Raw genomic sequence first — 26,730 nt, forward strand, 5'->3', positions numbered from 1 at the left:
TTCATCACTTCTCCCTATGATAAAGATGAAGCAGCAAGTAAGGAAACTTTGCAATGAAAATTGCCTGTATAGACATCCAAAATTTTCGAAAATTAAAAAGCTGCCGCGTAGATATTGCCGAGACTAGTACGATATTTGTCGGTGCAAATAACAGCGGTAAAACATCAGCGATGGATGCGCTGATTATGTTTTTAAAGAAAGCAAAACAAAAAGAACTTGCCACCACCGACATTACCTTATCCAATTGGAGCAGCATCGAACAAATCGGAACAGATTGGCTAAGCAAAGGTGAAGAGCAACATCCAGATTTGACACGAGATATTTGGCGCAGACAACTACCTTCTATAGATGTTTGGTTAGACGTTGATGATTCACATATCCACTATGTCAGCCATCTCTTGCCAAATCTGGATTGGGACGGAGGCTTGCTGGGTGTTAGGTTTATTTTAGAACCTAAAGATCCGGAGGAATTATACAAATCTTACGTGTCTGCACGCTCAACAGCGCAAGACACCATAGCATTTCGTCAATCAGAAATTGATAGCAACAGCTCGCCATCTTTAATATTGTGGCCAAAATCGATGCGTGATTTTTTGGATAAAAAGCTCCAGAAATATTTCACTATCAATGCTTATGTATTGGACCCAGATTTAGCGCTAGGATCTTCACCGCAACCCTTCACAGAGTTCATGGAGGCCATGGACAGCGATCCGCTTGATGGTTTAATTAAAATTGACATTATCAACGCACAACGGGGATTTTCAGATCCCAACTCGGGTGAAGGAACCGCCAACAATGATCGGCGTTTATCAGTACAGCTAAGAAGCTATTTTGACAAGCACCTCAATCCCAATGAGCTTCCTGAAGCGAGCGATCTAGACGCTCTCGAAGCAATGGAAGCAGCCAGAATTGCATTTGATGAAAAGTTGAAGCTCAGCTTCAGTAATGCGATAGGGGAACTGGAAGGACTTAATTACCCAGGTTTTAGTGATCCCCAAATTTTGCTATCAAGTAAAGTAAACCCTTTAGAAGGCTTGAATCATGACTCCGCGGTCCAGTTCAATGTATTGCGAACTGATACTCCCTCAATCGAAGGATTCTGCTTGCCAGAAAAATATAACGGACTCGGTTATCAAAACCTCATTTCAATGATTTTCAATCTCATACGTTTCCGAGATGAATGGATGCGAGTAGGTAAAGCGGGTAGACGTGAAGAAAACATCAGCAAACCGATAGAGCCACTTCACCTCATGCTGATTGAAGAACCTGAGGCCCACTTGCACGCACAAGTACAACAGGTCTTTATTAAGAAAGCATACAGCGTTCTAAGAGCTCATTCAGATCTTGGAGAAAAAGTACACTTTTCCACTCAAATGCTTGTGAGTACGCATTCTAGCCATATCGCTCATGAAGCGGATTTTGCAGGCTTACGCTATTTTCGGAGAAACCAGCCAGTAAATACGCATGACGTTCCCTGTGCTTACGTCGTAAATATGTCATCCATATTTGGAATTGCGCGAAAGCGACAACTCAAAGGGAAGGATCCTAACGAACAAAAAAAATTAGAAACTGCTCAGTTCGCAACACGATATCTAAGAACAACGCACTGCGACCTTTTTTTCGCAGATGCAGCAATGCTAGTTGAAGGTCCTGCTGAGCGAATGCTGGTGCCGCATTTTATCAGAAAACACTATCCCAGCCTAGATAGAAGCTACATCTCACTTCTCGAAATAGGCGGCAGTCATGCCCATCGCTTGCGTCCGTTAATTGAAGCACTAGGGATTCCAACGCTGATCATTACTGATTTAGATTCACAGGTGAAGGAAGAAACTGGAAAAAATAATGCTGAAGGTGAACCTATATTCAGGACAAGCAAAGCCAGGCCTCAAGCAGGACAAAATCAACTAACTGGAAATGATACGCTAAAGAGTTGGATTCCAGCAAAAGCGGATTTGGACGAAGTCGTAACTATTCCTCCAGAGCAGAAAATTGCAAGCTGCGGAAAGGTTCGGGTGGCCTACCCCTCAATCACTCCTATCGCCTTTACGTCAAATGAAGTGCAACCTATAGCGCAAGAATCGGCCATTCCATACACATTCGAAGACGCTTTAGTGCTAGCCAATTTATCTACCTTCAAAGGTATGACCTGTAAAACTGGTCTCATTAAGAAAATGGCTAATGCTACTCAGAAAACAAATCTCATAGATGCCTGTGAAGAAATGTTTAATGCATTAGATAAAAGTGCAAAGAAAGCAGAGATGGCAATGGATCTACTTTACTCTGTAGACCCCTGCACCTTTGTACCACCACTGTACATAAAAGAGGGGTTAGACTGGCTCAAAACGACACTTGAGGGGCTTTCTCAACCTGAATCGTCTCAGGAGGTCGAATTATGACAAACGTCCTCCCTCCGGCATCTGTTGATGATGAGATATATAGTTGTCTTAACCTTGACTCCCCACGGAGCTTTTTTCTGTTCGCCGGTGCAGGCTCAGGAAAAACACGCTCATTGGTTGAAGTACTCAAGCGGTTTCGCGAGCACAACTTACATCGACTGCAAGTGAATGCTCAGCAAATAGCAATCATTACATACACCAATGCAGCATGTGAGGAAATCAAACGTCGTTTGGAGTTTGACCCAACCTTCAGTGTTTCCACAATTCACAGCTTTACTTGGAAGCTGATAAAACCTCACCAAAACGACATTAGAGAATTGCTTAGAGTCAAACTTCAAGCAGAAATAGCAAAGCTTGAAGAGGCACAGAGCAAAGGTCGGGATGGCACAAAGGCAGCAGCAGACAGGCCTCGACAAATTGCATCTAAACAAAAGCGGCTTGACTCCCTCGATAGTATCAGGAAGTTTTCATACGATCCCAATGGGGAAAATACTGGCAAGGACTCTCTAAACCACGCCGAAGTAATAGGTATGACAGCCGAAATGCTGACAAACCGACCTCTTTTGCAGAAAATTCTCATTCGTAAGTATCCTATTCTGCTTGTAGACGAAAGTCAGGACACCAAGAAAGAGCTTGTAGAGGCACTGTTTACTGTCCAAGCGTCTCATAAAAAGCAGTTTTCCATGGGACTATTTGGCGATGTTATGCAGCGGATTTACAACGACGGCAAGGAGAATTTAGGCGAAGGTCTACCTGAAGACTGGCTGACGCCAAAGAAGGTATACAACTATCGCTGCCCAAGACGTGTTGTTAGGCTGATAAATAGAATTCGTGAGGATGTTGACCAAAATCTCCAGCAGCCAGCCAATGACAAGGAAGGCTTTGTTCGGCTATTTATTGCAGATGTCAGAGGCGGAGTTGACAAGGCTTTATTTGAAAATTCGGTTTGCAAAGAAATGGCAAAAATTACTGGAGATGCACTGTGGATAGAAGATAAAGGAAGCAAAAAAACCCTAACTTTAGAGCATCATATGGCAGCAAGACGGGGAGGCTTTTCCAGCTTCTTCGAGCCACTGTATGAAGTTGACAAAATCAAGACGAGTTTACTTGATGGTACACATGCGTGTGTCACGTTTTTTTCAGAGAGAGTTCTACCGCTATTCAGCAGTCTGAAATCAGGGAATCGCTTTGAAATTAGTAGGATTTTAAACAAACATTCTCCTCTTATCTCTTCAGAACACTTGCAAAAAAGTACCAACCCCAAAGCAGATCTAGCTAAAGCTAAAAATGGCGTGGATAGTCTCCATGCTTTATGGAATAAGACTGCCGACCCTACCCTAGTCACCGTGCTTAGAGAGGTACATCGCAGCGGGCTATTCCGCTTACCTGAACTGTTGGCAGTTATCGCTGCAAGAGAGGAAGAGAAGTACAACGAACCAGAGAGTGAAGATGATCTAGACCCCATCATCGATGCATGGGACAAAGCTCTTAAAGCTAGATTCAGTGAATTTATAGCATATGTACAGTACATTTCTGACGAATCAGGGTTCGGCACGCATCAAGGCATAAAGGGGCTTGAATTCCCTCGTGTAATGGTCGTTTTAGATGACGAAGAGGCGCGTGGCTTTTTATTCAGTTATGAAAAGCTATTTGGAGCCAAGCCCCTTACAGCAACTGATCAACGAAACCAAAGAGAGGGAAAAGAGACAGGTATTGATCGCACCAGAAGGCTATTTTATGTAACTTGCAGTAGAGCAGAAGATAGCTTAGCTGTTATTGCTTATACAAATGAACCTGATGAAGTTAATAAAACAGCAGTCAATCGTGGCTGGTTTGATGAGGAGGAGATTATTCTTCTTACTACAACCAAAAAGAGTGAGTAGTAGTTATTAATATTGAGAATTAACCGAACCAGCCCGTGAATCAAAAAGTAACTAACTTGGAATTAGTTGAATTAACAATGGATATTCATTCTTTAAGCAGCAACGAAAAATAAGTAGTAAGCCCTAAACCACTTCGTTCAAATCCAGTCAAGCCATAAATCGGAACCCCGCAAGCGGGGCCCCCTTGCTACGCAACCCTTCGGGCGATTTCTAGCTTGACTGGCTTTTCTCTGCGTAGTCTGTTTTGGCCATGAGGTATGGCGCGCCTTTAGGCGACAAGCGCCTAAAACTTACCAACCTCATAGCGAAAGGGGCTTATATGAAATCTATGGACTTTATAAACAGGGCTAAAAAAGTAGAGTTTGCTGATATAGCAAGGTCGGCAAAACCGATTGAACGTACCACTCTTAAGCGCGTTCGGCCTAGCGATAAATGTTACCTGGTTAAAGCAGGCAGTAAGTTACAATTCTGGATCACTCGTGATGATTGCTTGTTATCGGTGAATGTCTCTCTGCACTCACCATTTTGTGTCTGTAAAGACGCTGATAGTTAGTTATGTTTCCCATATCCCAACTTTCCCAGTTAAAAATTAAGCATTTTTTTAATTTTTTTATAAATTTTTTCGATTTCTTTATGGTGAGTACACTGGTGAGTAAGAGGGCTTAAAAACGGGGCAAAAACACGTTGCAGGCCCTGTCATTACTGAAATCGTGAAATTTAAAACGATAAACAGATCCAGAACATCGAATAGTTTTTTACCCGCCCAATAATGTCTTAAGAGCCCTGTTTTTTACTTGTAAATCCAGGGCTTTTTTTATTTTCCCGTCCAAATAGGCTTGCAGATGTCCGTTACCAGTTGCTGTTTAAGTGGTGGGCAAAACTAACCGCATCTCAGGTGCGGCCTTATGCTCGCACTACAACAGTAAACAAAAATACATTTATGATAATGGCCTATGTTTTGCGTAAGAAAATCTGACATGTCGTCTGATCTGTTAAGTTTGAATACTCAGGACTAGCTCATGTCAAATGGATTTTTTGGCTTATCATCATGAAGTAGCTCAGATGCGATGGCCTTCACCTCACTCTGAACGTACGCCCAATACTCCGGGTTATCTAATGTTCTTTCTTTAATTCGTTTGGGGATAAAACGACTCATTTCCACAATGAAGTCATTATGTACTTCCTCTTCCGACATTAGCCTGGTTAACGCAGAAGAGAGCGCCTGTCGAAAGTCATCTGTGAGCTTGTATCGGGCGTTGAGTTTCTTTTCAACCAATTTCCCGGATAAATCTATTCCGCGCTGCTTAATCCAAACAATATCCCAGATATCACGAGGTTTGATACGCCTTGCCCGATACGCTAACGCAATAAGCTTATCAGCCAGAGTTTCTTGTAGTGACTGAACCGGAACAAGAATGCCTTCAGTCGGCACGACAATGTCAAAGTGATTGATTAAAGGACGTTTTTCTATATCGAATGAGGGTATTGCACAGACATCTATATGCATTTTTTGTCTTGGTAAATCAGGACGATTAGGCTCTTTCACGATACTAATCTTCCACGAAACGGTATCCCCTTGTTGCTCCTCGGAGGGCTTGTTTACCCAAACTTCAGTTTCATACTTCTTTTGAATATAGGCCTGTATCTCGGACTCCAATCCCTCAAACTCAGAGGGTTTGAAGTCATGACCACCGTTGAAATCAAGATCTTCTGACAATCTGCTGCTGTTGTAACACATGCGTAATGAGGTGCCGCCAATAAAGGTTAATCGCTGCATAACGCCTTGTTTGATCAGCACGTCCATAATGTCATGATGCAAAATCTCTTTTTCTATCACGGGCGTGACTGCTGCATAGTCGGGGTTTGACTGTACGATTTGGTGAATTTGTTGCTTCAGCATGCTTTATCTCCTACACGCCCATGCTTAGCCGTCCAGCATGTGTAGATTACGGCGGCAATGCTTAAGATCGGCAACCGCTTGCTCTTTGAATGCGCGATACATTTTGATGTCAGGATCATAATACAAATTAGGGGCGATTTGATCGACTGGCCTTTTAGTATGGGTAAACTCGATCACGCCGTAAGGCGTATCAAAACACCCGTTTCGACCTTTAGTTACCACCGTGATCCTGCCTATCACAATTTGCGAAATGTCGCCGGTATGACTGAGCTGGCTTTCTAAGCTGATGTAATTCAACACGTCGCTACGTAACTTTTTGATGATTTTATAAATGGCGGTTTGAGGCTCAGGGGGGGTAATCATACTTTCGTAAAAACCTTTCACCACCCGTCTAAGCAATCCCTTCTTTGCGCTATCTGCGAGGAGTTTTCTGAAAGCAGGATCACATGGCACGCCCATCATAAAAGCCAGTTCAGTTGCACTGTGAATACCTCCGCCAGCGCGAACCGCTTTCGCGAATACGTTTAGTAGCTCATCAGATTTTGACAAAGGTCTACACTATGTTACCAATAAGGTAATCTAGTGTAGACCTTTGATAATACTAATACAACCTTTTGGTCTACACAACATTACTTTATGGGTAACAACCTGTTGACTTACAGGTGAACACATTGGCTTTCGATTGTCAAAACAGAAGGATTATAGTGACGGGGGGTATCCCCGGTTAATTACTGTCCTGTTTTATTTTTTTATCCTTCATCATAAACGCCACCATTTCACTGGCGACTGCCCTGATCACATTTACACAGACTGAGTTGCCAAATTGTTTGTAGATTTGGCCCTGGGATACGGCATCAACGATGAATGCCTCGGGAAAGCCCTGTAATCGAGCACATTCTCTTGGTGTCAGTTTACGCGGATTCTTGTTCACTGCGCTCTGGTCAATCAGGATCTCGGACCCGTCTTTATAATAGCGGGCACTGATCGTGTTGGTGTAGGCGCTGTCGGGCGTAAACAGTGAATAACCGAACCCGTTACCTTTTTGTTTATGCTCCGCTTTACGCTTCTGATGGCCCGCCCAGAGTCTGTCTGACAAGGTGTACCGATCATCTTTAGTTGCCAGTTCAGGCGCACTTTCAAGAATATCGCCCACACGGGTTGGTGTGTTTGGTGGTTCCGGCCAGCGAAAATGTGCGTTGATATCCGCTTCGCTGAAATGATCTTTATCGAAGCCGATGATAAATACCCGTTCACGATTTTGCGGGGCACCGAAATCTGCCGCCCGCAGCACTTTATAGTCCACCCAGTAATTCAGCTTATCTGAGAGGGCATGGCGTGCTTCCTCACTGAGAGGCATATCATCCGGTATACTCTGATCAAAATCTCCACGCAGGATAGCCTCAATGGTTTTAAGTGTCCGGCCCTTATCATGGCCTTTAAGCTGCTTTACGTTTTCCAGCAGGAATGCTTTCGGGCGCTTTTCAACAAGGATGCGCTGAATTTCAAAAAACATGGTGCCGCGGGTATCGCTGAACCCTTTTTTCAGACCTGCCTGCGAAAATGCCTGACAGGGAAACCCGCCCAACAGCACATCGTGATCCGGAATATCTGCCGCGCGGATTTGGGTAATATCGCCGTGGGGCATTTCACCGTAGTTCGCAAGATACGTTTTTTGAGCAAATTTATCCCATTCTGAAGTAAATACACACTTACCTCCCAACTCTTGAAATGGGAGCCGTATACCACCCACTCCTGCAAAGAGATCGATAAATTTAAAGTGGTATTCTGAGCCGGTAGCTGCGAAAGGCGCTTCTCTGGCTAGTTGCACCATGCGTTTTTCCAGGGTTCTCACTGCTTCTGCTTTTTTAGCCGAAGGCAGGTGCTCGCCATTTTCCCAACCGCGAACTGTCCGCTCGCCCTGATTGCCCAACCCCAAAAGATTTGCAAATTCTGTTCTGCCTAATCCCAGCCGCTCACGTATACACCTGATATCATCATCGTTAAGATTCTGGTTTTGTTTACTCATGGGGAGACTTCTGTTTATCCGGTTTTTATCCCTGCGAGGTTAGCATCAGAACAGATCAGCTACCAGCGCTTTGTCATTCAAAACGGAAGGAAACTTTTATTGGCAGACGTACACGACAAAACTACACGAAGTAAAAACATGTCTGCGATAAAAAGCAGAAATACAAAACCGGAACTACTGGTCCGGCGGGCTTTGTTTGCCAGAGGGTACCGTTACAGGAAAAATGTTAAGCGGTTACCGGGCTCGCCGGACATTGTGTTACCCAAATACAGAACCTGTATTTTCGTGCACGGCTGCTTCTGGCACATGCACGAACAGTGTCATCTGGCACACTTGCCGGAAACAAGAACAGCATTCTGGCTCACCAAACTTACGCAGAATACAGTGCGGGATAAACGCCATCAGCACTACCTGCTTAGTCAGGGATGGAAGGTAATTATTGTTTGGGAGTGTGCCCTGAAGGGTGTTGGCAAGCTGCCTTTTGAAGAAGTCATATCACGACTTGAGAAACTCATCCATATGAAGCACGGCCTTAAAAGAGCACTGGAAATACGCTGAAAGCAGAGACGTTTGTGACCACCCGCAAGTAATGTACTATACCGCTTTAGCAAAAGGAGAATGAGATGAAACGGTTAAGTTGTTGCTTATTGTTTATGCTGTCACTGTCGGTGTCAGCCAGTCCTCAGGAAGAAGTCAGCAACGTGCTGGATAAGTTTCATCAGGCTGCATCTGATGCCAGCTTCACCACGTATTTCAGCCTCTTTTCAGCCAATGCAGTGTTCATCGGTACCGATGCGGGAGAAACCTGGCCGGTTGATGACTTTAAAGCCTATGCGAAGCCATATTTCGATAAGGGGCAGGGTTGGACCTATCATCCCCGCGACAGGCATATTTATTTTTCTGCTAACGGCGACACAGCCTGGTTTGATGAACTTCTTGATAATGCCAGCTATGGTGTAACGCGGGGAACCGGTGTACTGGTGCTTGAAAACGATGAATGGAAGATTGCCCAGTATCATCTGACCATCCCTGTGCCTAATGGTCTGGCGAAAGAGGTAGTGAAGATGATTCGTCAAACTGACAACACATCTCAGAAATAACTTTTTGCGTTAAAAAATGGCCGGACGGTTGTTTCAATGCGTCCGGCATGTTGGTCTAGCGTGAATTACTTTGCGTCACAGGCTGGATTTTCAGTTCAACGCGACGGTTAATCTGACGGTTTTCAGCCGAAGTATTAGGCACTTTTGGCTGATACTCTCCCAGACCCACTGTGGTCACCCGGGTAGGATTAACATTGAACGTGGTCAGCAGATTCTTAACAGATTGCGCACGGCGCTCTGACAACGTCTGGTTGTAAGATTCTGCGCCGGTGTCATCGGTATGACCTTCGATAAGCAGCACCGTTTTCTCGTACTGATTTACCACCGTTGCCACATCCTGCAAGACAGGATTGAAATTAGGACTGATAGACGCACTGTTAGTGGCGAACGTAATATCACCCGGCATAATCAGGCGCAGGTTATCCCCTTCCCGAACTACCTGTACGCCGGTGTCAGCCAGTTGCTCGCGCATTTCTTCTTCCTGGCGATCCATATAGTTACCAATCGCACCACCGGCAATAGCACCGACCACGGCACCCCAGGCATAACGGCTTTTGTCGTTATCCCCGGTCGCTTTACCCAACAGTGCACCGACGACAGCGCCGATCCCTGCACCTTTTTGCGTATTGTTAGGGCTTGTTGCACAACCACCCGCGATCAAAGAAGCGGTGATGAGTCCGACTGCGAAGACTTTCTTCATGATATCCCTCTTAAGATAATTACAACTGTACCGGTCAGGACAGCAAGACCTGTTCCATCATCCGGTTTAACGCCAAAATACGCGCCGGCAAATGAATACAAGCTGAATGGCTTTATCCGCAGGGGATAAACGGGAAGTTAATTGCGATGATTGCACACACCGGCGGGTAAAATGTTCCCGGTGGTGTATGTAATTAAAGACAAATCAGGGAGAGATGTTCTGTGCAAAAAACTGGTTGAAGTTAATTTTGTAGTCACTGGCTTTTACCGCTTTTTCAATTTTTACCCGCTTATCATGGGCAAGGTCGATATCCCGCGGAGTAACATAATGATTACCGGTCAGTGAATAGAATACTTTAACAACCGGTGTCAGCGGAGAATCATTCTGTGACAACACCATAGCCAGTTTATCGTTAGACAGAAGCACCAGACTGCCTACGGGATAGACGCCCATACATTTGATAAATTGCTGAACAAGTGCCTGGTCAAGCTTATGAGGACATTCACCGATAAGGATCTGGAAAGCCCGCTGGCTCGGCATACCGGCTTTGTAGCAACGGTCAGCAGTTAGCGCATCGTACATATCTGCAACTGCCAGCATACGCCCTGCAGTGCTGATATTGTCACCTTTTGTTCCTGCCGGATAACCAAATCCGTCAAGACGCTCATGATGTTCACTGACGGTTCTGATGAGGTCCGGGTTAAGATTTACCTCATGCAGGGCATCCACACCATATTCGACGTGCTTCTTCATCACGTCCATTTCTTCATCAGTGAGTCTGCCGGGCTTATGCAGGATCTCATCCGGCACACGAATTTTGCCCATATCATGAAGGAATCCGGCAAAAGCCAGTTCCTGTACTTCGTCATCAGACATTCCCATATGACGCGCAAAATTAGCGAGAATAATGGCAACGTTTAACGAATGCTCCAGCAGGTAATCATCTTTCTCACGGATGCGGGTAAGGCAAAGCAGTGCGTCAGGGTTACGCTCGACTGAAGCCACAAGGTTTTGCGAAAACTCACTGGGAATACGGTCGTCGAAAGGTAGTCCCTGCTGTACAGCTTTCAGTAAGGTTCTTTGAATTTCCTTACCCTGTTTATACAGATCTTCTGCCCGAGCCAGTTCGGACGTCAGGCTCACACGGGGCTTTTTCTTCGCCGGAACCGGTTCTTCTGCAGGCACTGGCACAGCGCCTTCTTCATCGGGTTCGAATTGCTTTGATAAATCGATAACGAGTTTGAGGACGCCGCGTTTTCGCAGAGATTCCACCACAGCCTTACGGGCAACCCGCCCCTGGCTTTTGATTTTCACTTTTCCTGACTGCTCAATGATTTCATTGACGTACATGCCGGGCGCTAATTCGTCTATTGTAATTGTTTTAAATACGCTGTCGGTCACTTGCTATCACACCATGGAATAAATGAGTCTGTACACTGATAGCTCTGTGGCCACATTCAGTACTTCAATGTAAAGAGTATAGTTGCCATATCAGGTTGCCACTGACAATTTCGCAGTTTCACCCGATTATCTTTCACCATGACTCCTTCAGCCATGAGTAACTCCCCTTGCTCCTTCGCTTTCTCAGAGCCGGGCGGAAAGGCTATTTTCCCGTCAGCCCGTAAAACACGATGCCAGGGAACCGGTTCTCCATTGAAATCAGCACGCAATGAACGACCTGCCAGCCGCGCTCTGCCGGGCAGACCGGCAAGATCCGCAATTTGCCCGTAGGTAGCAACCGACCCTTCCGGCACGGCCATAACGGTTTGCAGTATTTGCTTCACTTTGTCGTTGTTGCCAGTATCGGCCATAATGCGCTTTTATTTTCCAATAGAGTGTTCGAATGCGTCCATATTGCTCAGTTTGCCGCTATCCGCAAAAAACCTGTGTATGCAACGCAGTGACGCAGATTTATACACCTGTTCAGTTTCTCATCATTCAGCATGAGAAAGAAGCCATTCACGCAAAAAATACTGCTATATTAGTACAGCTGTGTTTACCTGATACACCCATACTTTCCGCAGGCGCTGATGAGGCGGAAATAGCCGTGGCAGATGCTCTTGATAATGCGGGATCTCCGGCGGTGATTTATCCGTCTCCGGAAAGCACTTCTTTAGAAAAGACACCACAATCAGGTACGCACGATCTCTTCATTCTGCTGGATGGAAGCTGGCGTCAGGCTTACGGATTGTGGCAACGTTTTACACAGCTGCATCCGCTTCCCCAGTATCATTTCAGTCATGCCGGCCCGAGTGATTACCGCATCAGGCACACCCGCTCAGAATCGGGCTTATCTACGCTTGAAGCTGTGGCGCATGTGATGAAAGAAACGACAGAGACAGATCCGGCGCCGTTATACCGGTTACAACAGTTTATGCAGGCGCAATGGCAGGGACCTGCGGCACACCTGCGCCGCAAGTAAAGAAGGTTCAGCCGGCTTTCATCGGCGTGTAGCCTTTGTGATCTTCAACCAGTTTCAGCCAGTTATTCACCGCCGGATAGGCTGACAGATCGAATCCGCCTTCGTGGGCCACATGGGTATAAGCGTATAAACTGATATCAGCCAGTGACAGTTGTGAGCCGGTCAGAAAAGGGGTGCGTGAAAGTTGATCTTCCATGACTGCCAGCGCTTTGTGCCCGCCAGCCTGTTTAGCTTCATATTCAGCTTTACGTTCTTCGGGTAACCCCAGATATAAATTAATGAACCGGGCTACCGCAATATAGGGCTCATGGCTGTATTGCTCAAAGAACTGCCACTGCAGCATCTTAGCCAGATCGAAAGATGAACGGGGAATGAGCGCGGAACCTTCGGCAAGGAAGTTTAAGATAGCATTTGATTCGGACAGCGTGCGGCCATCCTCCATTTCCAACAGCGGGATTTTGCCGTTCGGGTTCTTCTGCAAAAACGCTGGGGTTTGCGTTGCCCCTTTTAAAATATCGACTTCTTCCCAGTCGACTTGTTTACCCAGTATGGAAAGTAATAATTGAATTTTATAGCAGTTTCCGGAACGGCTATCTCCATAAACCAGCATGACCAACTCCTTTTTATCTACAGCACTCCAGCTTACTGACGTTTCTATCAGGTCACAAGATGTTCAATATAAATTAATGTCATCCAGGAAGCAGGGATTAGAAAGACGACGCTCAGCATGCGTTTACACTGTTCAAACGTAACGGGTGTAGCAGTAATGTTTTCCACTTCTTCGATTTCCTGCTGAATCGCGTTGCGCCGTTCGTGATTAATGCGATCACTTTCGTTTTCACAGTAAATGGACGTCAGCCCGCGGGTCAGTTGATCCATTATCTTTTGCTTTTTTGCGCCGATAAGCCGGTACACCTTTACAGCAGGCATAATGAGATACACTGTCAAAGACGATGAAAACAGGGTCACTATGGCAAGATCGATTGCCGGTATATCTTTTTTAAACCAGAAAACGGGAATGATGATCAACGCAGTGATACTGAACAGGGCATTCTCCATCGACAGTAGCGACACTCTTTTCAATGCTTTCAGTTCGCTGCTGGTGGCAATATTAATATGAATGAAATGCTTCATCATGTAGTGAGTGGAATAGATCATCTGAAACAGGAAAAGCCAGAAAAAGAACCAGAAAGGTACTGCAATCAGATCAAGCACCAGAACCTGCATGTTCATATCGAAGGCAACCAGTTCTTCACTCATGATATAGACAGCCGTCATAGAAATAGCGAGGGTGGCGGAGGTAAGAATGTGGTTGCGCAGTTTCACCGCCAGCCGGGCACGATGCTGTGCAAATAAGCTAAGGGCGTTTTTATCCAGCAAATAACTCATGATGGCACCAGCCATTTGCTGTTGCTGAATGCGCAGGCTGATCCAGAAAAAGGTCGTCAGCAAGGGCATGCCTAAGGCAGCATTGAAGTCGCGTTGGGCCCGGAAATCATTGATAAGCTGGTAATCCAGCGCACTGGTGAAGTAATTCGCTATACAGCACACTACAAAATAAAGAACCGGCATGTGCCAGAAAGAAGCGGCAGAAGTTGAGGGATAATTAAATTCAGTCGTCATACGGCCTTCACGATAATACTCAGTAAAGTCCTTCCCACTGTTGTTCAAATTTTGTTTTTATTATGCCGCTAGTTTAATCATCCGCAGGCGCAATGCAACCTCTGCAATGCCGCAATTGCGCCTTTGTTTGTAATAGTTTGTATCACTCTTGCTGATAGCAGTCAGACCATGCTGCAAATTCACTTCCGCCCGGTTCGGTAAAATGAAACCGGTGACCGCCTGGAAAAGCAAAAACAGGCTGAGTAATAATTCCACCCGCACCAACAATTTCAGCTTCAAGGCTGGTCAGATCGTCACTGTAAAACACGGTGAGAGCTGCACCCCGGGACGTAGTGCTGATTTCTTCACTGGCATAAAAGCCGCCGTCCACATTATCCAGAGAAAAAGCACAGTAAGCCTCACCGTAATCTGTGAAGGACCAGCCAAACACAGAAGCGAAAAACGCCCTGGTCTTTTCCAGTGATGCTGAAGGATACTCCAGATAATTTAATGATTTATTTTTCATCATCGCCTCCCTGCTGAAAAGCAGCCATGACTTCAGCGCCGGTCATTTTCCTGCTGGTGGGATGCAGTTCGTAGTAAGGCCCTTTTTCATCGACAAATATTTCAGTTCCCATGGAAAAGTTATCACCATCGAACAAACCGGCAGGCACGAAATACTCACCGCTTTCTTTGTAGAGATAAAATAAATGGGTACCGCAGCGGTGACAAAAGCCTCTGTCAGCCCACGGAGACGACGAGAACCGGGTGATGGCATCTTCCCCTTTAAAGGTTACCGCAACACCACAGTGAGCACTGTAGAAAGGCCCTCCGCTCCATTTCCGGCACATATCACAATGACATACACCAATTTGGTCTTCTGCTTTTGTTGCAGAAACCTCAACTTCGCCACACAAACAACGTCCGGTTAATCCTTTATCTGACACTTTTGTTCTCCGGTGAATATGAACTGGATAAATACACAGTACACCGTTTTATGGCAATTCAGCAAGTAACATAAACAAAAAACCCGGCATATAGCCGGGCTTTTTACAATTTTGCTGATGTATTACTTACGCAGTTTTTGTATCAGACGCAATTGAGCAATAGCTTCTGCTAACTCTTGTGCCGCTTCTGCATAGTTGAAATCAGCGCCCGGGTTGGCGATATGCTCTTCAGCACGACGTTTTGCTTCTTCTGCAGACTGCTCGTCCAGATCTTCTGCACGAACAGCAGTGTCAGCAAGAACAGTGACAATACCGGGTTGTACTTCAAGTACACCGCCGGCAACATAAATCATCTCTTCTTCACCGTGCTGCTTAACCAAACGCACCATACCAGGTTTAATTGCAGTAATAAGTGGCGCGTGACCAGGGTGGATACCCAGTTCACCTTCACTTCCTGTTACCTGTAATGTTTCAACCAGACCAGAGAAAATCTCTTTTTCTGCGCTTACTACATCCAGATGAACGGTCATAGCTGCCATTGTAAACTCCTTAGTAAGGAACGTGAATCAAGCACGGGCAGACGTTAAGGCCTGCCCGGCTTCACTCTTATTTCTTGGCTTTTTCCAACGCTTCGTCGATAGAACCAACCATGTAGAAAGCCTGTTCCGGCAGGTGATCGTACTCACCTTCCAGAATGCCTTTAAAGCCACTGATAGTGTCTTTCAGAGAAACGTACTTACCAGGTGAACCGGTGAATACTTCTGCTACGAAGAATGGCTGAGACAGGAAACGCTGAATTTTACGAGCACGTGTTACCACAAGCTTGTCTTCATCAGACAGTTCGTCCATACCCAGGATCGCGATGATATCTTTCAGCTCTTTATAGCGCTGAAGTACAGTTTGAACGCCACGCGCTGTGTCGTAGTGTTCCTGACCGATTACCAGTGGATCCAGCTGACGTGAAGTCGAATCCAGTGGGTCTACCGCAGGGTAGATACCTAAAGACGCGATATCACGAGACAGTACTACCGTTGCATCCAAGTGAGCAAAGGTGGTAGCTGGCGACGGGTCAGTCAAGTCATCGGCTGGTACGTATACCGCCTGGATTGACGTGATTGAACCAGTCTTGGTAGAGGCGATACGCTCCTGCAGAACACCCATCTCTTCAGCCAGGGTAGGCTGATAACCTACAGCTGAAGGCATACGACCTAACAGTGCTGATACCTCAGTACCTGCCAGAGTATAACGGTAGATGTTATCTACGAAGAACAGAACGTCACGACCTTCGTCACGGAACTTCTCAGCCATCGTCAGACCAGTCAGAGCAACACGCAGACGGTTACCCGGCGGCTCGTTCATCTGACCGTATACCAGCGATACTTTGTCCAGTACGTTAGATTCGTTCATTTCGTGATAGAAGTCGTTACCCTCACGAGTACGCTCACCAACACCGGCGAATACAGAGAAACCACTGTGCTCGATGGCGATGTTACGGATAAGCTCCATCATGTTTACGGTTTTACCTACACCGGCACCACCGAACAGACCAACTTTACCACCCTTGGCGAACGGACATACCAGGTCGATAACCTTGATGCCTGTCTCAAGCAGTTCAACTGCACTTGACTGATCTTCGTAGCTAGGCGCTGCGCGGTGAATAGACATACGCTCTTCTTCACCGATAGGGCCCGCTTCGTCGATTGGATTACCCAGCACGTCCATGATACGACCCAGAGTGGATGTACCAACCGGAACCATGATAGGTGCTTCAGTATTATTTACTGCCAGGCCACGACGCAGACCGTCTGTGGTACCCAGAGCGATGGAACGAACTACGCCACCGCCTAATTGCTGTTGCACTTCCAGGGTTAGCCCGGATAAGTCACCTTCGGTCACTTTCAGTGCGTCATATACTCTTGGTACCGCATCTTGTGGAAACTCGATGTCCACAACGGCGCCAATGATTTGGACGACCTTACCTTGACTCATAATTTGTCCTCGTTATCTCTTCTAAACCTTTGCCTACACCGCTGCGGCGCCGGATACAATCTCACTGATTTCTTGTGTGATCGCAGCCTGACGAGCCTTGTTGTATACCAGTTGCAGATCATCGATAAGGTTGCCGGCGTTATCTGTTGCCGCTTTCATTGCTACCATTCGGGCTGCTTGTTCTGATGCTGCGTTTTCCACAACACCCTGATATACCTGGGATTCAATGTAACGAACCATTAAGGATTCCAGAATTTCTCTTGGATCCGGCTCATAGATGTAATCCCAACGATGCTTCAGTGTTTCATCTTCTGACTTTGGCAAAGGCAATAATTGATTCATCACAGGCTTCTGCGTCATGGTGTTGACGAAGTTGTTGTAAACCAGATAAATCTTATCCAGTGAACCTTCATCGTAGGCACGTAACATTACACGTACCACACCCACTACATCGCTGACTGAAGGGGCATCACCTAAACCGGTTTCTGCGGCAAGTAGCTTACCACCGAAACGATTAAAGAATGCACAGGCCTTCGAGCCTAATGCCGCAAAATCTACTTCAACACCCTTGTCGCGGTATTCACGCACTTTCTGGGTGACCAGCTTGAATTCGTTAGTATTCAAGCCGCCGCATAAACCACGGTCGGTAGAAATCACGATAAAGCCAACCCGTTTCTCATCACGCTCTTCTAAATAAGGGTGACGGTACTCGAGGTTACCGTTAGCAATGTGACCAATCACTTTAAGCATGCTTTGCGCGTATGGACGGCCAAAAGCCATACGTTCCTGCGCCTTTTTCATCTTCGACGCAGCAACCATTTCCATCGCACTGGTAATCTTCTGAGTATTTTTGATACTCCCAATTTTACCTTTAATCTCTTTACCGCTGGCCATGATTATCTCTCCGATTACTCAACGAAATGTGCTGACCTTGTGAGCCAGCACCATTGATTACCAAGTTTGAGTTGCTTTGAACTTCGTTAAAGCGTCTTTCAACTGTGAATCAATATCGTCGTTGTAGTTGCCGGTTGCATTGATAGTCTTCATCAGCTCAGCGTGATCGCTGTTCATGTAAGCGTGCAGTGCTGATTCAAAATCAAGGATTTTGTCCAGTGCTACATCTTTTAAGAAGCCTTTCTCAACGGCATACAGAGACACACCCATATCAGCGATTGACAGAGGAGCATATTGCTTCTGCTTCATCAGTTCGGTAACGCGCTCACCGTGTTCAAGCTGTGCACGAGTTGCTTCGTCAAGGTCAGATGCGAACTGAGAGAACGCAGCCAATTCACGATACTGTGCAAGCGCAAGACGGATACCACCACCCAATTTCTTAATGATCTTGGTCTGAGCAGCACCACCAACACGTGATACAGAGATACCGGCGTTAACAGCAGGACGGATACCTGCGTTAAACAGGTCAGTTTCTAAGAAGATCTGACCATCGGTGATAGAGATAACGTTAGTAGGTACGAACGCTGAAACGTCACCAGCCTGAGTTTCAATGATAGGCAGAGCCGTCAGTGAACCAGTTTTACCTTTTACTTCACCGTTAGTGAAACGTTCTACGTACTTGTCGTTTACACGAGCAGCACGCTCCAGCAGACGGCTGTGGAGGTAGAAAACGTCACCAGGGTAAGCTTCACGACCAGGAGGACGCTTCAGCAGCAGTGAGATCTGACGGTAAGCAACAGCTTGCTTAGACAGGTCATCGTATACGATCAGTGCATCTTCACCGCGGTCACGGAAGTACTCACCCATGGTACAACCAGAGTAAGGTGCCAGGTACTGCAGTGCAGCTGATTCAGAAGCAGAAGCCGCAACAACGATGGTGTGAGCCAGCGCGCCGTGTTCTTCCAGCTTGCGTACTACGTTAGCAATAGTAGAGGCCTTCTGGCCAACTGCTACGTAAACACACTTAATGCCTGAATCTTTCTGTTTGATGATGGCATCAACAGCCATAGCTGTTTTACCACACTGACGGTCACCGATGATCAGCTCACGCTGACCACGACCAACAGGAATCATCGCATCAACTGACTTGTAGCCAGTCTGTACAGGTTGGTCAACCGACTGACGGTCGATTACGCCTGGTGCGATTTTTTCTACTGGCTCATAGCCGGCAGCTTCAAAAGCGCCTTTACCATCGATTGGTTCACCCAGGGTGTTTACAACACGACCCAGCAGGCCAGGGCCTACAGGTACTTCAAGGATACGACCGGTTGATTGTACTTTTGTGCCTTCTTGCAGGTCCGCATAAGGACCCATAACTACCGCACCAACTGAATCTCGTTCAAGGTTCAGTGCAATAGCATAGCGACTGCCAGGAAGTTCGATCATTTCACCTTGCATTACATCGGCTAAGCCGTGAATGCGGATAATACCGTCTGTTACTGCGACGATAGTTCCTTCGGTGCGAGCTTCACTGGTTACATTAAACTGTTCAATTCGCTTTTTGATCAGTTCTGCAATTTCAGTGGAATTAAGTTGCATACTCTTATCCCCGTTATGCTTGCAACGCGTCTGCGAGACGGTTCAATTTCGACTTCACGGAACCATCAATAACTGTATCACCGGCTTTGACAACAAAGCCTGCGACCAGGGCAGGGTCCACGTTACAATTAAGCTTCACTTTACGTGCCAAACGTTTTTCTAACGATGCGCTGATTTCAGCAGCCTGCGAATCAGACAGCGGAGAAGCCGAAGTCAGATTGACTTCAATTTCTTTGTCGTAATCCGCCTTCAGAGTGTTAAACAGCTCTGAAATGGCTGGCAGTGCAACTAAACGTTTATTCTCAGCCAGAACCTTAATAAAGTTCTGGCCATGTTCATCGAGCTGTTCACCACAGACATTGATGAATATTTCAGCGAGTTGCTCTGCGGCAACTGCACCAGTCATTAACTGATGCATGTCGTCGTTGTTTGCAACTGCGCCGGCAAATACCAACATGTCCTGCCATTTGGCAATGGCGTTATGCTCGACTGCAAAATCGAAAGCAGCTTTAGCGTAGGGACGAGCAACGGTTGTCAATTCAGACATGGCTCATCTCTCCCTTATAGCTCAGCGACAAGTTTTTCAACAATGTCGTTTTGCGCGTTAGCATCGATTTCACGTTGAAGAATTTGTTCTGCACCAGCAACAGCTAGAGCTGCTACCTGTGAGCGTAACTCTTCCTTGGCACGATTGCGTTCAGCTTCAATTTCGGCATAACCAGAAGCAATGATTTTCTCACGCTCTGAGTAAGCTTTCTGCTTTTCACTTTCTTCAAGTTGACTAGCGCGCTTTTTGGCTTGCTCGACAATTTCAGCTGCTTGCGCTTTCGCATCTTTCAACTGCTCAGTAGCTTTTTCCTGAGCCAGTTCCAGGTCTTTTTCAGCACGTACAGAAGCTTCCAGGCCATCGGCTATCTTCTTCTGACGTTCTTCAATCGCACCCAGTAAAGGGGGCCATACGTACTTCATGCAGAACCACACGAAGACGATGAATGCGATTAATTGACCAATTAGAGTGGCGTTAATGTTCACGACCGCTCCTCCTCATATGTTCGCTAAAAAATGGGTTTAAAAAATTAAGCACCAACAGCGAACAGAAGGTATAGCGCGATACCAACACCGATCATTGCGATCGCGTCGATAAGACCCGCTACGATAAACATCTTAACTTGCAGTTGAGGAGCCAGTTCTGGTTGGCGAGCAGCAGATTCTAGGAATTTACCACCCAGCAGACCGAAACCAATAGCGGTACCCAGGGCACCCAGACCAATCAGTAGTGCAACAGCGATGTATAACATGTACGTCTCCGATTTAAGTTAAATTTAAAGTTAAAGTGTAAAAGTAAAACAGTTTGAATCGCCTGCAATTTTCCAGGTATTGCAGGTGATCCGGACTACATTAATGGTCTTCGTGAGCCAGGCTCAGATACACAATGGTCAGCATCATAAAGATGAAGGCCTGAAGCACGATTACCAGAATATGGAATACCGCCCATGGGAAGTAGAGAGGCAGCTGCCACACACCCAGAGTCGCGATAAGAATAAAGATTAGCTCACCGGCATAAAGGTTACCGAACAGTCGCAACGCCAGTGAAAACGGGCGAGCCAGCAGGGTAACGGATTCCAGAATGAAGTTTACCGGAATAAACGCCCAGTGATTGAAAGGCTGGAAGGTCAGCTCTTTCATGAAGCCGCCTATGCCTTTCACTTTGACAGAATAGAACAGGATTAGGAAGAATACGCCTAAAGCCAGTGCCAGTGTCATGTTCAGGTCAGTGGTAGGTACCACTTTCATGTACACGTGATGTGGATCCACACCCGTTGCCGCATTGGCAATCTGACCTGCTGCAGTAGGCAGGAAGTCAACCGGTACAAGGTCCATCAGGTTCATCAGGAATACCCAGACGAAGATGGTCAGTGAAAGGGGCGCAATGAGATTGTTTTTACCGTGGAAGGTATCGCGAACGTTATCGTTAACGAACTCAACGACGAGCTCAATGAATGCCTGTGTTTTGCCTGGTACCCCAGATGTTGCTGATTTAGCAACCCTACGGAACAACCAGAGAAACAGAATACCCAGACCGATAGACCAGCCCATTGTATCAATGTTCCAAACCCAGAAGCCTGCTTCCGCACACACTTCAGCGACATTATGAAGTTCTTCACCGTGACTAAATTTCACCCCGTCGTCTGTGACGCACATGGTGGCATTGGTCAAATGGTGGAGAATATACTCTTGTGTTGTAATCTCAGATGCCATGTTTCAACCTAAAAAAATTAAAGTGTAAAAACTTTTCAGCGCTTCGTCTGTACCACAGTAGTCGTGCTACTTAGGTACTGGTCAACTTAGTTATTATTTATTAATGTTGTTGACGAAACATGGTCAGCCAGTAGCTAACCGTCGTGATGGCGAAGCTGGCAAATACCATTTCCGGTATTGCATGCAACAGCTTAAAGGCCACCACGAATAAAATTATTGCTATTGCCATGCGCAATTTTGCGCCCTGGCTGAAACTTTTGACCACCAGTTGGTTTTTACTGGCGCCGGCGTATTTAAACGCGAATGTCGCGAAGACCAGGTTGGGCAGGATGCTGATGAGCGCGCCAATCGCCGCTGATTTTGCAGCATTAACGGATATTCCTGCACCACTGATGGCGACTAAAACAAACATGACAATTACTTGCATGTAGAGGGCTTTGCTTGCAAGCCGTTTTCCGGCCGCAGCCAATTCTTCTCTGGCCATTATTCTGCTTATTTCTCAGCCCAAATAAAAAGCGTCAGAAGTATACTGTTTTACCGATATTTTTCAACCATACATCGCGTTTTGAAAGTTATTATGAAAATTTTCGTGTCGAATGTCAGGTTGCCACGCATTGTACGCGAAAAGAGCAGCAATAACGACCACAGTTAACAGATCTGCAACTATGGTCTTATAGCGGGTTAGTGTATCTTGGAGAGGATGCCGTCGAGTTGTTCTAAATCATTAAAATTAATAGTGATTTTACCTTTACCCTTGGCATTGTGATCAATCGAAACCGAAGCACCGAGGTTCTCGGAAAGACGGTTCATCAGACTTGCAACATCAGGGTCTACGGTTTTTTCCGGCTTAGGTTTGGCAGGTTCCAGGCACTTACGTACTAATTTTTCAGTGTCTCTTACGGTCAGTCCCTTGCCTGACACCACCTGTGCCACCTCGGTTTGCTGCTCACCTTCAAGGCCAAGCAGGGCACGGGCATGACCCATTTCAATGTCACCATGCTCAAGCAACAGTTTCACATCATCATTCAGATTATTCAGGCGTAACAAATTCGTGACAGTGGCGCGGGATTTACCGACAGCTTCAGCAGTCTGGGCATGGGTTAGTTCGAATTCGTTCATCAAACGTTCCAGTGCCTGCGCTTCTTCCATGGCGTTTAAATCTTCACGCTGAATGTTTTCAATCAGTGAAATTGCAACTGCCGCTTCATCGGGCACGTTCTTGATTAAACAGGGAACGACATCGAGCTGCGCCAGTTGTGCTGCACGCCAGCGACGTTCGCCGGCAATGATTTCGAACTCATCCTCGCCAACACTACGCACCACGATAGGCTGAATAACCCCCTGGGAACGGATAGAGGATGCCAGCTCTTCTAAAGCCTCCGGCGACATGTCTTTACGAGGCTGATATTTTCCTCGCTTTAAAAACTCGACAGGAAGTTTCTTCAGCTCGCTCTGGGCTGAAGCAATGGTTTCTGATTCCTGTTCACGGCGGGCAGCGGATGTCTGACTGGTGGCAAGCAGTGCGTCCAGGCCACGTCCGAGTCCTCTTTTCTTTGCAGACATGTTTTTCCTCAATGACTCAAGCGATTAAGACTGACAGTGTATTAATTTTTGTTAGTTTACCAGATTAACTGACTTTTGCGGGCTGTAATGTCTTTTCGCGACGACGCAGGATTTCACCAGCAAGCGCAAGATAGGCTTTCGCGCCGGAAGAAGACTTGTCGTAGTACATGGCCGGCATACTGAAACTGGGTGCTTCTGCGAGGCGAACGTTGCGTGGAATGACTGTGCGGTATACCTGTTCACCGAAGTGACGCTTAAGCTGTTCAGATACATCATTTGCCAGACGGTTGCGGGGATCGTACATGGTGCGCAACACGCCCTCAATTTTCAGTTCCGGATTGACTACGGAAGCGAGCTTCTGGATGGTATCCATCAGCGCAGTTAAACCTTCCAGAGCGTAATATTCACACTGCATTGGCACCAGCACGGAATCAGCAGCCGCCAGTGCGTTTACCGTGAGCTGATTGAGTGATGGCGGACAGTCGATAAAAACAAAATCGTAATAGTCTTTCACCGGCTGCAGTGCATTTCGCAGACGCACTTCGCGGGCGAACATTTCCATCAGCTTAATTTCTGCAGCAGTCACATCGCCATTCGCCGCAATAAGATCATACTTGGCCGACGTGTTTTTGATGATAACGTCATCAATTGGCTTTTCTTCGATCAGCAGTTCAAAAGTGGTTGCTTCCGCTTCGTACTTGTCGACGCCGCTGGCCATGGTGGCATTGCCCTGAGGATCTAAATCAATCAACAGCACCTTACGCTTGGTTGCAGCCATGGATGCCGCTACGTTCACTGCCGTCGTGGTTTTACCCACACCACCTTTCTGATTCGCTATTGCGATTACCTTCGCCACTGTGCACCCGTTAGACTTTTCGAATATTGACCAAATGACGCTCGCCCTCAAGATCCGGGACTGACAACGCCTTTACGGACTCGATTCGGAAGTGATCACTTACTTCGTCTATTTCGCTCTGAGGAAACTGACCTTTAAGAGCAACAAAGACTCCAGATGAATCTACCAGATGCTCGCACCAGTGCAACATATCTTTCAGGGACGCAAATGCGCGGCTTAATACGATATCGTATGGTTGATCAGGCTTATGGTCTTCCACACGACTATGGACGGGAGTGACATTATTCAAACCGAGTTCGAATGCGCATTGTTTCATAAAACGGACCCGTTTGCCCAAACTATCTAGCAGGGTGAACGAAGAATCCGGCAACATCACCGATAACGGGATCCCGGGCAGACCCGGACCCGTGCCAACATCGATGATGGTTTTGCCGTCAATGAACGGTGCAACAGCAATAGAATCAAGAATATGCTTAACCATCATCTGCTCTGGTTCACGTACAGAAGTAAGGTTATAAGCTTTGTTCCACTTATCAATGCGCTCAACATAGCCAACCAGCTTTTCAGCCTGCTGTTCAGACAGTGTCAGAGACAGAGATTCACTGCCCTGCATCAGAATATCATTGAGTTTTGCGGTGTCGATTCTGCTCACGCGGTTTTTAATTCCTGTTTACGTAACATGCCGTGCTTCTTCAGGTACACCAGAAGGAGCGAGATTGCGGCTGGGGTAATACCCGAGATACGTGATGCCTTGCCAATCGTTTCCGGACGGGCTTCTGTCAGCTTGGCGACCACTTCGTTAGAGAGGCCGGATATTTTACTGTAATCGAAGTCCATTGGCAGCAAGGTATTTTCATGACGCTGCGTTTTTGCGATTTCGTCCAGCTGACGGACAATGTAACCTGCGTACTTGATTTGAATTTCGACCTGCTCAGCGGCAATCGGATCGGCAATCCCCGGACCAATGCCTTCGATGGCCATCAATGCATTGTAGGTCATTTCCGGACGACGGATCAGTTCTTCGTAGGAGTGCTCACGACTCACCGGATTTTTCAGCAGCGGATTGAGTTCCTGTACTGCAGCATGGTCAGGATGAACCCACTGGCCGCGCAAACGCTGCAATTCCTGCTCAACCGCTTCCATCTTGATATTGAATGCCTGCCAGCGAGCATCGTCTACCAGACCCGCTTCACGGCCAAGTGCAGTAAGACGATAATCGGCATTGTCTTCACGCAGCAGCAAACGGTATTCCGCGCGGCTGGTGAACATGCGGTATGGTTCTTTGGTACCCATGGTCGCCAGATCGTCAACCAACACGCCCATGTACGCCTGATCGCGACGCAGGATGAGCGGATCTTTCTGCTGAACCTGCAGTGCCGCGTTAGCACCGGCAAGTAATCCCTGGGCACCGGCTTCTTCGTACCCCGTCGTACCGTTGATCTGCCCCGCAAAGAACAGACCGCCGATAAATTTTGTTTCCAGTGTTTGTTTCAGATCCCGCGGATCAAAGAAATCATACTCAATGGCGTATCCCGGACGAATGATGTGTGCGTTCTCGAAGCCACGGATTGAGTGGATGAGCGCTTGCTGCACGTCGAAAGGCAGACTGGTGGAAATACCGTTTGGATATACCTCAATGCTGTTCAACCCTTCCGGTTCAACAAAGATCTGATGCGAATTTTTGTCAGCAAATCGCGTGATCTTATCTTCAATGCTCGGGCAGTAACGCGGGCCAACACCTTCGATGACCCCGGTAAACATAGGCGAACGATCCAGGCCGCCACGAATAATATCATGGGTCTTCTCGTTGGTATGCGTGATGTAGCAGCTGATCTGCTCAGGATGCATTTCACGGTTACCCATGAAGGAAAAGACCGGCGTAGGCGTATCCCCAAGCTGCGCCTGCATCACACTGAAATCCAGTGTACGGGCGTCAAGACGGGCAGGGGTACCGGTTTTCAGGCGATCAACCCTGAACGGGAGATCACGTAAACGTTCAGCCAGAGCAATGGAAGGCGGATCGCCTGCACGGCCACCACGATAGTTTTCAAGGCCAATGTGAATGGTGCCACCCAGGAAGGTGCCAACAGTCAGCACAACGCTCTGTGCTTTGAATTTGAGGCCCATTTGCGTCACTACACCAGCAACGCGATCGTTCTCGACGATCAGGTCATCACAGGACTGCTGGAAAACAGACAGGTTTGGCTGGTTCTCCACCGTTTGACGGATCGCCTGACGATACAGGTTGCGGTCAGCCTGTGCGCGGGTTGCACGTACTGCAGGCCCTTTACTGGAGTTCAGCGTCCGGAACTGGATCCCGCCCTGATCAATAGCCAGTGCCATTGCACCGCCCAGTGCATCGATTTCTCTTACCAGATGGCCTTTTCCGATCCCGCCGATGGCCGGGTTACAGGACATCTGTCCGATCGTTTCCATGTTATGGGTCAGCAATAATGTTTTTGCGCCCATGCGAGCAGATGCCAGTGCAGCTTCTGTACCGGCATGTCCACCGCCAACCACGATGACATCAAATGCGTCCTGATAAAACATGTTGAACCTCACATAACACGGGGAATGTAATTAAATTGGTTTGT

28 protein-coding genes are annotated in these 26,730 nt (G+C 46.9%); 5 read left to right on the forward strand and 23 right to left on the reverse strand.

What is annotated here, in order from left to right; translation table 11 throughout:
- Positions 1 to 53: 53 nt before the first annotated feature.
- Together J3369_RS21610 and J3369_RS21615 are read left to right on the forward strand one after the other, a co-directional pair.
- Positions 54 to 2,396 (forward strand): AAA family ATPase, encoded by a 2,343-nt coding sequence (locus J3369_RS21610; RefSeq protein ID WP_349590933.1) that lies wholly within the window; start codon positions 54 to 56, stop codon positions 2,394 to 2,396.
- Entirely contained in the window at positions 2,393 to 4,279 is a 1,887-nt protein-coding gene (locus J3369_RS21615; RefSeq protein ID WP_349590935.1) for a UvrD-helicase domain-containing protein, read from the forward strand. The genes J3369_RS21610 and J3369_RS21615 overlap by 4 nt, the downstream gene beginning before the upstream one ends.
- Before the next feature lie 1,012 nt (positions 4,280 to 5,291).
- On the opposite strand, the gene J3369_RS21620 is transcribed toward J3369_RS21615, so the two are convergent.
- The 3 genes from J3369_RS21620 to J3369_RS21630 all read right to left on the reverse strand — a co-directional run bounded on the left by J3369_RS21620 (position 5,292) and on the right by J3369_RS21630 (position 8,205).
- The gene (locus J3369_RS21620) at positions 5,292 to 6,179 is read right to left on the reverse strand and encodes a nucleotidyl transferase AbiEii/AbiGii toxin family protein (protein WP_303572524.1); all 888 of its coding nucleotides are present in this window, start codon (positions 6,177 to 6,179) and stop codon (positions 5,292 to 5,294) included.
- A gap of 24 nt (positions 6,180 to 6,203) precedes the next feature.
- Positions 6,204 to 6,728, reverse strand: coding sequence for a type IV toxin-antitoxin system AbiEi family antitoxin (abiEi, locus tag J3369_RS21625; protein ID WP_349590938.1), 525 nt, complete (start codon positions 6,726 to 6,728; stop codon positions 6,204 to 6,206).
- Between the two features lie 175 nt (positions 6,729 to 6,903).
- Positions 6,904 to 8,205, reverse strand: coding sequence for a DNA cytosine methyltransferase (locus tag J3369_RS21630; protein WP_349590940.1), 1,302 nt, complete (start codon positions 8,203 to 8,205; stop codon positions 6,904 to 6,906).
- Between the two features lie 99 nt (positions 8,206 to 8,304).
- Here J3369_RS21630 and J3369_RS21635 point away from each other — a divergent pair, with 99 nt between their 5' ends.
- Both J3369_RS21635 and J3369_RS21640 read left to right on the forward strand, forming a co-directional pair.
- Entirely contained in the window at positions 8,305 to 8,763 is a 459-nt protein-coding gene (locus J3369_RS21635; protein ID WP_349590943.1) for a very short patch repair endonuclease, read from the forward strand.
- A 65-nt stretch (positions 8,764 to 8,828) separates the two neighbouring features.
- Positions 8,829 to 9,305 carry a nuclear transport factor 2 family protein gene (locus J3369_RS21640; RefSeq protein WP_349590946.1) on the forward strand — a complete coding sequence of 159 codons (477 nt, stop codon included), beginning with the start codon at positions 8,829 to 8,831 and terminating at the stop codon, positions 9,303 to 9,305.
- Positions 9,306 to 9,360: 55 nt separating this feature from the next.
- On the opposite strand, the gene J3369_RS21645 is transcribed toward J3369_RS21640, so the two are convergent.
- The 3 genes from J3369_RS21645 to J3369_RS21655 all read right to left on the reverse strand — a co-directional run bounded on the left by J3369_RS21645 (position 9,361) and on the right by J3369_RS21655 (position 11,816).
- Positions 9,361 to 10,005, reverse strand: coding sequence for a YiaD family glycine zipper/OmpA-like lipoprotein (locus J3369_RS21645; protein WP_119503199.1), 645 nt, complete (start codon positions 10,003 to 10,005; stop codon positions 9,361 to 9,363).
- Positions 10,006 to 10,209: 204 nt separating this feature from the next.
- Positions 10,210 to 11,406 carry an HD-GYP domain-containing protein gene (locus J3369_RS21650; RefSeq protein ID WP_349590948.1) on the reverse strand — a complete coding sequence of 399 codons (1,197 nt, stop codon included), beginning with the start codon at positions 11,404 to 11,406 and terminating at the stop codon, positions 10,210 to 10,212.
- A gap of 56 nt (positions 11,407 to 11,462) precedes the next feature.
- Entirely contained in the window at positions 11,463 to 11,816 is a 354-nt protein-coding gene (locus J3369_RS21655; protein WP_349590951.1) for an MGMT family protein, read from the reverse strand.
- A gap of 32 nt (positions 11,817 to 11,848) precedes the next feature.
- On the opposite strand from J3369_RS21655, the gene J3369_RS21660 reads away from it, so the two are divergent.
- Positions 11,849 to 12,427 (forward strand): tRNA-uridine aminocarboxypropyltransferase, encoded by a 579-nt coding sequence (locus tag J3369_RS21660; RefSeq protein ID WP_349590953.1) that lies wholly within the window; start codon positions 11,849 to 11,851, stop codon positions 12,425 to 12,427.
- A 7-nt stretch (positions 12,428 to 12,434) separates the two neighbouring features.
- Here the strand turns inward: J3369_RS21660 and J3369_RS21665 are convergent, their stop codons facing one another.
- The 17 genes from J3369_RS21665 to mnmG all read right to left on the reverse strand — a co-directional run bounded on the left by J3369_RS21665 (position 12,435) and on the right by mnmG (position 26,686).
- Positions 12,435 to 13,037, reverse strand: a complete 603-nt coding sequence (locus tag J3369_RS21665) for a glutathione S-transferase family protein (protein ID WP_349590955.1) — start codon at positions 13,035 to 13,037, stop codon at positions 12,435 to 12,437.
- 47 nt (positions 13,038 to 13,084) lie between these two features.
- Entirely contained in the window at positions 13,085 to 14,050 is a 966-nt protein-coding gene (locus tag J3369_RS21670; RefSeq protein ID WP_349590958.1) for a hypothetical protein, read from the reverse strand.
- A gap of 142 nt (positions 14,051 to 14,192) precedes the next feature.
- Entirely contained in the window at positions 14,193 to 14,558 is a 366-nt protein-coding gene (locus J3369_RS21675; RefSeq protein WP_349590960.1) for a VOC family protein, read from the reverse strand.
- Positions 14,545 to 14,976 (reverse strand): GFA family protein, encoded by a 432-nt coding sequence (locus J3369_RS21680; protein ID WP_349590962.1) that lies wholly within the window; start codon positions 14,974 to 14,976, stop codon positions 14,545 to 14,547. Before J3369_RS21680 ends, J3369_RS21675 begins: the two co-directional genes overlap by 14 nt.
- 122 nt (positions 14,977 to 15,098) lie before the next feature.
- Positions 15,099 to 15,515, reverse strand: coding sequence for a F0F1 ATP synthase subunit epsilon (locus J3369_RS21685; protein ID WP_303572536.1), 417 nt, complete (start codon positions 15,513 to 15,515; stop codon positions 15,099 to 15,101).
- A gap of 67 nt (positions 15,516 to 15,582) precedes the next feature.
- On the reverse strand, positions 15,583 to 16,965 hold the full coding sequence (gene atpD, locus J3369_RS21690; protein ID WP_349590965.1) for a F0F1 ATP synthase subunit beta: 1,383 nt from the start codon (positions 16,963 to 16,965) through the stop codon (positions 15,583 to 15,585).
- A gap of 33 nt (positions 16,966 to 16,998) precedes the next feature.
- Positions 16,999 to 17,859 carry a F0F1 ATP synthase subunit gamma gene (gene atpG / locus J3369_RS21695; RefSeq protein ID WP_349590968.1) on the reverse strand — a complete coding sequence of 287 codons (861 nt, stop codon included), beginning with the start codon at positions 17,857 to 17,859 and terminating at the stop codon, positions 16,999 to 17,001.
- A gap of 57 nt (positions 17,860 to 17,916) precedes the next feature.
- On the reverse strand, positions 17,917 to 19,458 hold the full coding sequence (atpA, locus tag J3369_RS21700) for a F0F1 ATP synthase subunit alpha (protein WP_349590971.1): 1,542 nt from the start codon (positions 19,456 to 19,458) through the stop codon (positions 17,917 to 17,919).
- 13 nt (positions 19,459 to 19,471) lie between these two features.
- Positions 19,472 to 20,005, reverse strand: coding sequence for a F0F1 ATP synthase subunit delta (gene atpH / locus J3369_RS21705; protein WP_070124354.1), 534 nt, complete (start codon positions 20,003 to 20,005; stop codon positions 19,472 to 19,474).
- 14 nt (positions 20,006 to 20,019) lie between these two features.
- Complete coding sequence (gene atpF, locus J3369_RS21710; protein WP_070124352.1) at positions 20,020 to 20,490, reverse strand: F0F1 ATP synthase subunit B; 471 nt, start codon at positions 20,488 to 20,490, stop codon at positions 20,020 to 20,022.
- Positions 20,491 to 20,534: 44 nt separating this feature from the next.
- Entirely contained in the window at positions 20,535 to 20,756 is a 222-nt protein-coding gene (gene atpE, locus J3369_RS21715; protein WP_012520222.1) for a F0F1 ATP synthase subunit C, read from the reverse strand.
- Positions 20,757 to 20,856: 100 nt separating this feature from the next.
- Positions 20,857 to 21,717, reverse strand: a complete 861-nt coding sequence (atpB, locus tag J3369_RS21720; protein WP_349590975.1) for a F0F1 ATP synthase subunit A — start codon at positions 21,715 to 21,717, stop codon at positions 20,857 to 20,859.
- Between the two features lie 100 nt (positions 21,718 to 21,817).
- On the reverse strand, positions 21,818 to 22,201 hold the full coding sequence (locus J3369_RS21725; protein ID WP_349590978.1) for an ATP synthase subunit I: 384 nt from the start codon (positions 22,199 to 22,201) through the stop codon (positions 21,818 to 21,820).
- A gap of 197 nt (positions 22,202 to 22,398) precedes the next feature.
- Positions 22,399 to 23,280, reverse strand: a complete 882-nt coding sequence (locus tag J3369_RS21730) for a ParB/RepB/Spo0J family partition protein (RefSeq protein ID WP_349590981.1) — start codon at positions 23,278 to 23,280, stop codon at positions 22,399 to 22,401.
- Positions 23,281 to 23,344: 64 nt separating this feature from the next.
- Positions 23,345 to 24,136 (reverse strand): ParA family protein, encoded by a 792-nt coding sequence (locus tag J3369_RS21735; RefSeq protein WP_349590983.1) that lies wholly within the window; start codon positions 24,134 to 24,136, stop codon positions 23,345 to 23,347.
- Between the two features lie 10 nt (positions 24,137 to 24,146).
- A complete protein-coding gene (rsmG, locus tag J3369_RS21740) occupies positions 24,147 to 24,749 on the reverse strand; it encodes a 16S rRNA (guanine(527)-N(7))-methyltransferase RsmG (RefSeq protein ID WP_349591124.1) in 603 nt (200 codons plus the stop codon).
- Positions 24,750 to 24,784: 35 nt separating this feature from the next.
- Complete coding sequence (mnmG, locus tag J3369_RS21745) at positions 24,785 to 26,686, reverse strand: tRNA uridine-5-carboxymethylaminomethyl(34) synthesis enzyme MnmG (protein ID WP_349590985.1); 1,902 nt, start codon at positions 26,684 to 26,686, stop codon at positions 24,785 to 24,787.
- Between the last annotated feature and the right edge of the window lie 44 nt (positions 26,687 to 26,730).

It is taken from the genome of Alteromonas sp. NFXS44 (genome assembly GCF_040148705.1).
Taxonomy (GTDB): domain Bacteria; phylum Pseudomonadota; class Gammaproteobacteria; order Enterobacterales; family Alteromonadaceae; genus Alteromonas.